This window comes from Oceanobacillus limi (assembly GCF_900111445.1).
Classification (GTDB): domain Bacteria; phylum Bacillota; class Bacilli; order Bacillales; family Amphibacillaceae; genus Ornithinibacillus; species Ornithinibacillus limi.
Genome location: NZ_FOHE01000024.1, coordinates 42977 through 49205, shown reverse-complemented (window position 1 = coordinate 49205; position 6229 = coordinate 42977). Strand labels below are relative to the sequence as shown.

Below are 6229 nucleotides of genomic sequence, written 5' to 3'. Positions count from 1 at the left end.
TATCGTCTTCGCTTTCCCGCAGGAGTCTCCGTGAATTTCCTTCGCTAGTATGAATTTTTTTATCGTTTATATGGTTAAAACAAATACAGTGATTGGAGAGAAGGGCAGTCGACTCCTGCGGGAACAGCACGTGTCCGAAGATCCCGCAGGAAGTGGTTTTTGCTTCCGAGGACAAGGAAGGCTTCGTCAGCAATACATCGCACGAAGAAAATTGGTTTTTATTTTCAAGGAAGCTGAGGCCGTGCCCGCGGAAAGCGACTGCCCGGATCGGAAATCACGTCGGTGATGCTGAAATAAACTCAACCTAAAGTTATGACGCATTATATACGGAATACTCATTAACTAGTGATCAGACTTTTATCCAATTTCGCGTAGTATTACGTTTAGTTCCTTTAATAAGAGCTCTATCTCTTCCTGCTGCAATAGCATGGGAATTTGGTCGTTTACGGTTATCGTACATGTATCAGATTGTTTTTCTAAGTATTCAATTAGACTCACAATTTGTTTTTGCGATAATGTCGAAGCCGTATGAAGGTTTTTTACATGATTTAAATAAAATATACTGGTTGTTTGATCAATCTCTCCACGAAATATATCTCCTGAAAAGTCACTCATATTAATAATAACTCCTTTAAAACACAACAATTATAGTAATAGTATTGGATAAAAAAATGGATTCATACAAAAAACCCTTGGAACCGAATTCCAAGGGTTTTCTTTATGGTTTGATTACAATGTGACGATGAGGCTCTTGACCGTCTGAATACGTCGTAACATCGCCTCTAGCTTGTAACATACTATGAATAATTTTACGTTCATATGCCGGCATCGGCTCTAGAGCAACCTTTTTATTTATTCGTTTTGCTTTTTCAGCCATTCGCTCAGCTAATGTTTCCAGTGTGGCTTTTCTACGGTCCCGATAACCTTCTGCATCAAGAGTTACTGTATAGTAGTGATTCCCTTCCTTATTCAAAACAAGGTGAACTAAATATTGAAGTGCATTTAAGGTTTGTCCACGCTTTCCTATTAATAAGGCAATTTTTTCACCAGAAAGTTCAATCGTGACGTGATTGTCCTCAATGGATGATCTAATATTAGCTTCAACACCCATATTTTTAACTACATTTTTTAAAAACTCTTCTGCTTCTTGTACTTGATCTTTTACTTCTGTGACTTTTACGAAGGCTCGCTTCGAACCAAATATACCAAGAAGACCTTTTTTTCCTTCATCAATAATGTCAATCTCAACTTGGTCCTTTGTTGTGTTTAACTGCTCTAATGCTGATTGGACCGCTTCTTCAACCGTTTGTCCACTAGCAGTTACTTGTCTCACTTTTTGTCTCCTCCATTACTTGCATTCATCATTGGTTTACGAATGAAAATCGTTTGAACGACCATAAATACATTCCCCACAACCCAGTATAATGCTAATGCCGCTGGGAAGAAGATAGCAAAGACACCAATCATTATTGGCATAACGTAAAGCATTACCATCATTTGTGGATTTTGAGCAGCTGGACTACCAGCCATCATTAGCTTTTGCTGTAACCAAGTAGCTCCACCAGCAATTAGTGGTAAGATAAAATATGGATCTGGTGCACCTAATTCAAACCATAAAAAGTTATGTGTCTGAATTTCAGTTGTCCGCATAATCGCGTGATAAATAGCAATTAATATTGGCATTTGAACAAATATTGGTAAGCACCCTGCAAGCGGATTTACACCATGCTTTTGGAATAATGCCATCGTTTCTTGTTGTAGCTTTTGTTGTGTATTCGCATCCTTAGAACTATATTTTTGCTGTAATTCTTTTAGTTCAGGTTGAATATCCTGCATTGCTTTCGAGCTTTTCAACTGTTTAACATTCAATGGTAAAAGTGCTAAACGAATAATTATCGTAACCAAAACAATAGATAGACCGAAGTTAACTGGTGTAAATAACTCAGCAAAATACGTTATTAACCATGATAACGGATAAACGAAATAAGAATTCCATATTCCTTCACTCTCCGGTGTAATTGGTTCATCTATTTGCATACAACCAGAAAGTATTGCTACCAATCCGATCATCATTGCTAGCAAAAATATTTTTTTACGCAATTTATGTTTCCTCCTAACTAATACAAAAACAACTCTCTCTTTATTATCTATATGAAAAAGTTTTATTTTAAAACTATCCAATCTACATTTTACATGAAACACGTAATAGATTCTATATTAAACTGAAATTGGATTATTTTTTTAGTAACCGTTCTTTCATTAAAAGATGCGTCAAACTTTTTTTAATCTCATAAAACTCCATGTCTTTTGTCGGACGTCTAGCAATAATAACAATGTCATAATGACTCTTTATATTTTCTTCTAACTCGAGAAACCCTTGACGTAAATATCGTTTTATACGATTTCTAGTGACGGCGTTTCCAATTTTTTTACCAACAGATAGACCAACTCGGAAATGCTGTTGATCTGGAACTTCCCTATAGTAAATAACTAACTGACGGTTTGCAAAAGATTTTCCTGATTTAAAAATAGCTTGAAACTCTTTATTATCTTTCACTCGGAATGCTTTTTTCATTTCTATCAATCACCTTATTGTTTGAACAGCCATTATGTAAAAAAGTAAGCAGCCGGATCAAAATATATTCCTCTCCATTTTAAACCACTGCTTACAACAATATTCATTAAAGTTATGTAAGATAGGAAAGAAAAAATCTCTCCTATTCTGTTAAAAAAGACCACTGATATATTCAGCGGCCTATGCAGACAATACTTTTCTTCCTTTACGACGACGACGAGCTAAAACTTTACGACCATTTTTAGTGCTCATGCGCTGACGAAAGCCATGCACTTTTTTACGTTTACGGTTATTTGGTTGAAACGTTCTTTTCATTTATCTTGCACCTCCCAAAAGGAACACTTAAAATCCAATTTCAATTTTAAACGTCTATTTATTAGACAGTCTTTGTAATTATACTGAATATACCTCTCATCTGTCAACTTCTTCTTTCATGATAAATTATCCACAACACATTGTTTTTAATTTTTTTCTCCTAAAATTTTGTCCACAACATCTGTAAACAAGTTAATCACAAAATATAGTGGTGTGGATAGATTTTGTCTACAACAGATGGAATTTGTGGATAACTGTCGAAAAAACATTGCAGTAAGAGGTTTTTTTTGGTATTATAATTGTGTTTTACTATGTGAGTAACAAAAACTACAAATAAAGTTATTCACACAATGTGGATAACATGTGGACAGTTGTTCACATACTTGTTTATGTGCTTATTAACATAGATGTGGATAATGCTAATAACTAGTTGGAACAATACGAAACATCAGCATTAACTATCCACATGCTTTTTTTATCTATTCAATCGTATTTTTGGAAATGTGATCAATACCTTTTCTTTCGTGAACTACATGAATGTAGGAAATAACGAAGATAGGGTTTTTCGTCCTTTCATAGACGAGATATTTTATATTATTTCTTTATATCAAAAATTATTACTACCTTTTTAATTATTATCTTAGGAAAGGGGTGAAATAGGGCTTGGAAAACATCGAAGAATTATGGGATGCAACTTTAAGTAAAATTGAAGAAAAGATTAGTAAACCTAGTTTTGAAACTTGGTTAAAAAATACAAAAGCAGAATCAATTGATGGAAATACCATTACAATTAGTGCTCCTAATGAATTTGCGAGAGATTGGTTAGAAGAACAATATACCCAATTAATTTCTACTATATTAGTGGAAATTACAGGTGCAAATTTGACAATTCGTTTTATAATACCTGATTCAATTCATGAAGAAGATGTTAAACCTGAACCCAAAAAAATTACCCAGGCCAACGACGATCAACAGGATACTGGTAAAACAATGCTTAATCCGAAATATACATTTGATACTTTTGTCATTGGGTCTGGAAACCGGTTTGCTCATGCTGCATCACTAGCTGTTGCAGAGGCACCCGCAAAGGCATATAACCCACTTTTTATATATGGTGGAGTAGGATTAGGAAAAACACACTTAATGCATGCAATTGGTCATTACGTGCGGGATCACAAAAAAGATGCAAAGGTCGTTTACTTATCTTCTGAGAAATTTACCAATGAATTTATTAATGCAATCATGGATAACAAAACCATTAATTTTAGAAATAAATATCGAAATGTTGATATTTTGCTAATTGATGATATTCAATTTATTGCAGGTAAAGAATCAACACAAGAGGAATTTTTCCATACATTTAATGCCCTTCACGAGGAAAATAAACAGATCATTATCTCTAGTGATCGTCCTCCAAAAGAGATCCCAACTTTAGAGGATAGGCTACGATCACGCTTTGAATGGGGACTAATAACGGATATTACTCCTCCTGATCTAGAAACAAGAATCGCTATCCTAACGAAAAAAGCGAAAGCAGAAGGACTCGATATCCCTAATGAGGTTATGCTATATATTGCAAATCAAATCGACACCAACATCCGTGAGCTGGAAGGTGCATTAATCCGTGTCGTAGCATATTCTTCTTTAGTAAATCAAGATATAGACGCTGCACTTGCTGCAGATGCATTAAAAGACATTATTCCAAGCAGTAAACCTAAAGTGATAACAATTAAAGGTATTATGGAAATAGTCGGAGAAAAATACAGTGTGAAAATGGAAGATTTCCTTGCTAAAAAACGAACAAAGTCCATCGCCTTTCCTAGACAAATTGCCATGTATCTCTCTAGAGAAATGACTGACTTTTCCCTTCCTAAGATTGGAGAAGAGTTTGGGGGACGCGATCATACAACCGTTATTCACGCACACGAAAAAGTATCTAAAATGATGGATAATGATCAACTTCTAGCAAAAGAAATTGAAGAAATTAAAGAACAAATTAAATCGCTATAGATTCATCCACATGTGAATAGCGTGGATACAGAAACCTATTTATATACAACTTATACACATGTGGATAACCTTTTCAAATATAGCGATATAATAGTTATCCACATAATCACAAGCCCTATTACTATTATTACTATCTTTTTATAAAAATAATAAATATATATTACTTCCCTATTGGAGGATTTTTTGATGAAATTTGTCATACAGCGCAATCAATTAATTGCAAGTGTTCAAGATGTCATGAAAGCAATATCTAATAGAACTGCAATTCCTATTTTAACTGGAATGAAAATAGAAGTGAAAAACCATGGAATTACATTAACAGGTAGTAATTCTGATATATCTATTGAATCTTACATTCCTGCCGAAGAGGATGGAATTGTAAATGTTGAACAAATTGAGGAAGGAAGTATTGTCTTACAAGCGAAATATTTCCCTGATATTGTAAGAAAACTTCCTGAACAAACAGTCGAATTTGAAGTAGATGAAAATTTAAAAGTAACTATTCGATCAGGAAAAGCAGAATTTAACTTGAATGGACAAGATGCGGAGGAATATCCCCATCTACCTAAACTTCAAACGGATGATAGCTTTGAAATGCCGATTGATATTTTAAAAAGTTTAATTAAACAAACTGTATTTGCTGTTTCTACAATGGAAACCCGCCCTATTCTAACGGGAGTAAATGTTAAATTAAATCAGGATAAATTAAGTTTTACTGCTACGGATAGTCATCGCCTGGCATCACGTGAAATAACAGTTAAAGCAGATGGAATAAATGACTTAAATGTTGTCATTCCTGGTAAAAGTTTAAATGAATTAAATAAAATATTAGATGATACAGAAGAAACGGTAGAGATAAGTGTAACCAATAACCAAATTCTATTTCGAACAAAACATTTGATCTTCTTATCTCGAATTCTTGATGGGAATTATCCAGAAACATCCAGATTAATCCCGGAACAAAGTAAAACTACCATTCATGTAAATACAAAAGAATTACTAAATACAATTGACCGTGCTTCTCTACTAGCTAAAGAAGAACATAATAATGTTGTTCGCTTAACAACTTTAGAAAATAATATTGTTGAGATTTCCAGTAATTCTCCTGAGGTAGGTAAAGTAACAGAAGAAATAACTGTTCAGTCTTTTGAAGGAGAAGAGCTTAAAATATCGTTTAGTTCAAAATATATGTTAGATGCCTTAAAAGCCATGGAAGTTGATGAAGTAAACATTGATTTTACTGGTGCAATGCGTCCTTTTATTATACGTCCAGAAAATGACGATTCTATTTTACAGTTAATTTTACCTGTTCGAACATACTAATTATGT

The 6229-nt window shown here is 33.9% G+C and carries 7 protein-coding genes; 2 read left to right on the top strand and 5 right to left on the bottom strand.

Going from position 1 to position 6229, the window contains the following annotated elements; genetic code table 11:
- Positions 1-357: 357 nt before the first annotated feature.
- The 5 genes from BMX40_RS17865 to rpmH form a co-directional block, all read right to left on the bottom strand.
- Positions 358-615: a hypothetical protein gene (locus tag BMX40_RS17865; RefSeq protein WP_090872507.1), complete on the bottom strand. Its 258-nt coding sequence runs from the start codon at positions 613-615 to the stop codon at positions 358-360.
- A gap of 103 nt (positions 616-718) precedes the next feature.
- Entirely contained in the window at positions 719-1333 is a 615-nt protein-coding gene (jag, locus tag BMX40_RS17860; RefSeq protein WP_090872504.1) for an RNA-binding cell elongation regulator Jag/EloR, read from the bottom strand.
- Positions 1330-2100 carry a YidC family membrane integrase SpoIIIJ gene (gene spoIIIJ, locus BMX40_RS17855; protein ID WP_090872502.1) on the bottom strand — a complete coding sequence of 257 codons (771 nt, stop codon included), beginning with the start codon at positions 2098-2100 and terminating at the stop codon, positions 1330-1332. Before spoIIIJ ends, jag begins: the two co-directional genes overlap by 4 nt.
- Before the next feature lie 133 nt (positions 2101-2233).
- On the bottom strand, positions 2234-2575 hold the full coding sequence (gene rnpA / locus BMX40_RS17850; RefSeq protein ID WP_090872500.1) for a ribonuclease P protein component: 342 nt from the start codon (positions 2573-2575) through the stop codon (positions 2234-2236).
- A 180-nt stretch (positions 2576-2755) separates the two neighbouring features.
- Positions 2756-2890, bottom strand: a complete 135-nt coding sequence (gene rpmH, locus BMX40_RS17845; RefSeq protein ID WP_090872498.1) for a 50S ribosomal protein L34 — start codon at positions 2888-2890, stop codon at positions 2756-2758.
- Between the two features lie 663 nt (positions 2891-3553).
- On the opposite strand from rpmH, the gene dnaA reads away from it, so the two are divergent.
- Positions 3554-4900, top strand: a complete 1347-nt coding sequence (dnaA, locus tag BMX40_RS17840; RefSeq protein ID WP_090872496.1) for a chromosomal replication initiator protein DnaA — start codon at positions 3554-3556, stop codon at positions 4898-4900.
- A gap of 186 nt (positions 4901-5086) precedes the next feature.
- Positions 5087-6223, top strand: coding sequence for a DNA polymerase III subunit beta (gene dnaN, locus BMX40_RS17835; RefSeq protein WP_090872493.1), 1137 nt, complete (start codon positions 5087-5089; stop codon positions 6221-6223).
- Positions 6224-6229: the final 6 nt, after the last annotated feature.

Coding starts and splice junctions, on each gene's coding strand:
- BMX40_RS17865 (WP_090872507.1), bottom strand. CDS start 615: ATGAGTGACTTTTCAGGAGATATATTTCGTGGAGAGATTGATCAAACA.
- rnpA (WP_090872500.1), bottom strand. CDS start 2,575: ATGAAAAAAGCATTCCGAGTGAAAGATAATAAAGAGTTTCAAGCTATT.
- rpmH (WP_090872498.1), bottom strand. CDS start 2,890: ATGAAAAGAACGTTTCAACCAAATAACCGTAAACGTAAAAAAGTGCAT.
- dnaN (WP_090872493.1), top strand. CDS start 5,087: ATGAAATTTGTCATACAGCGCAATCAATTAATTGCAAGTGTTCAAGAT.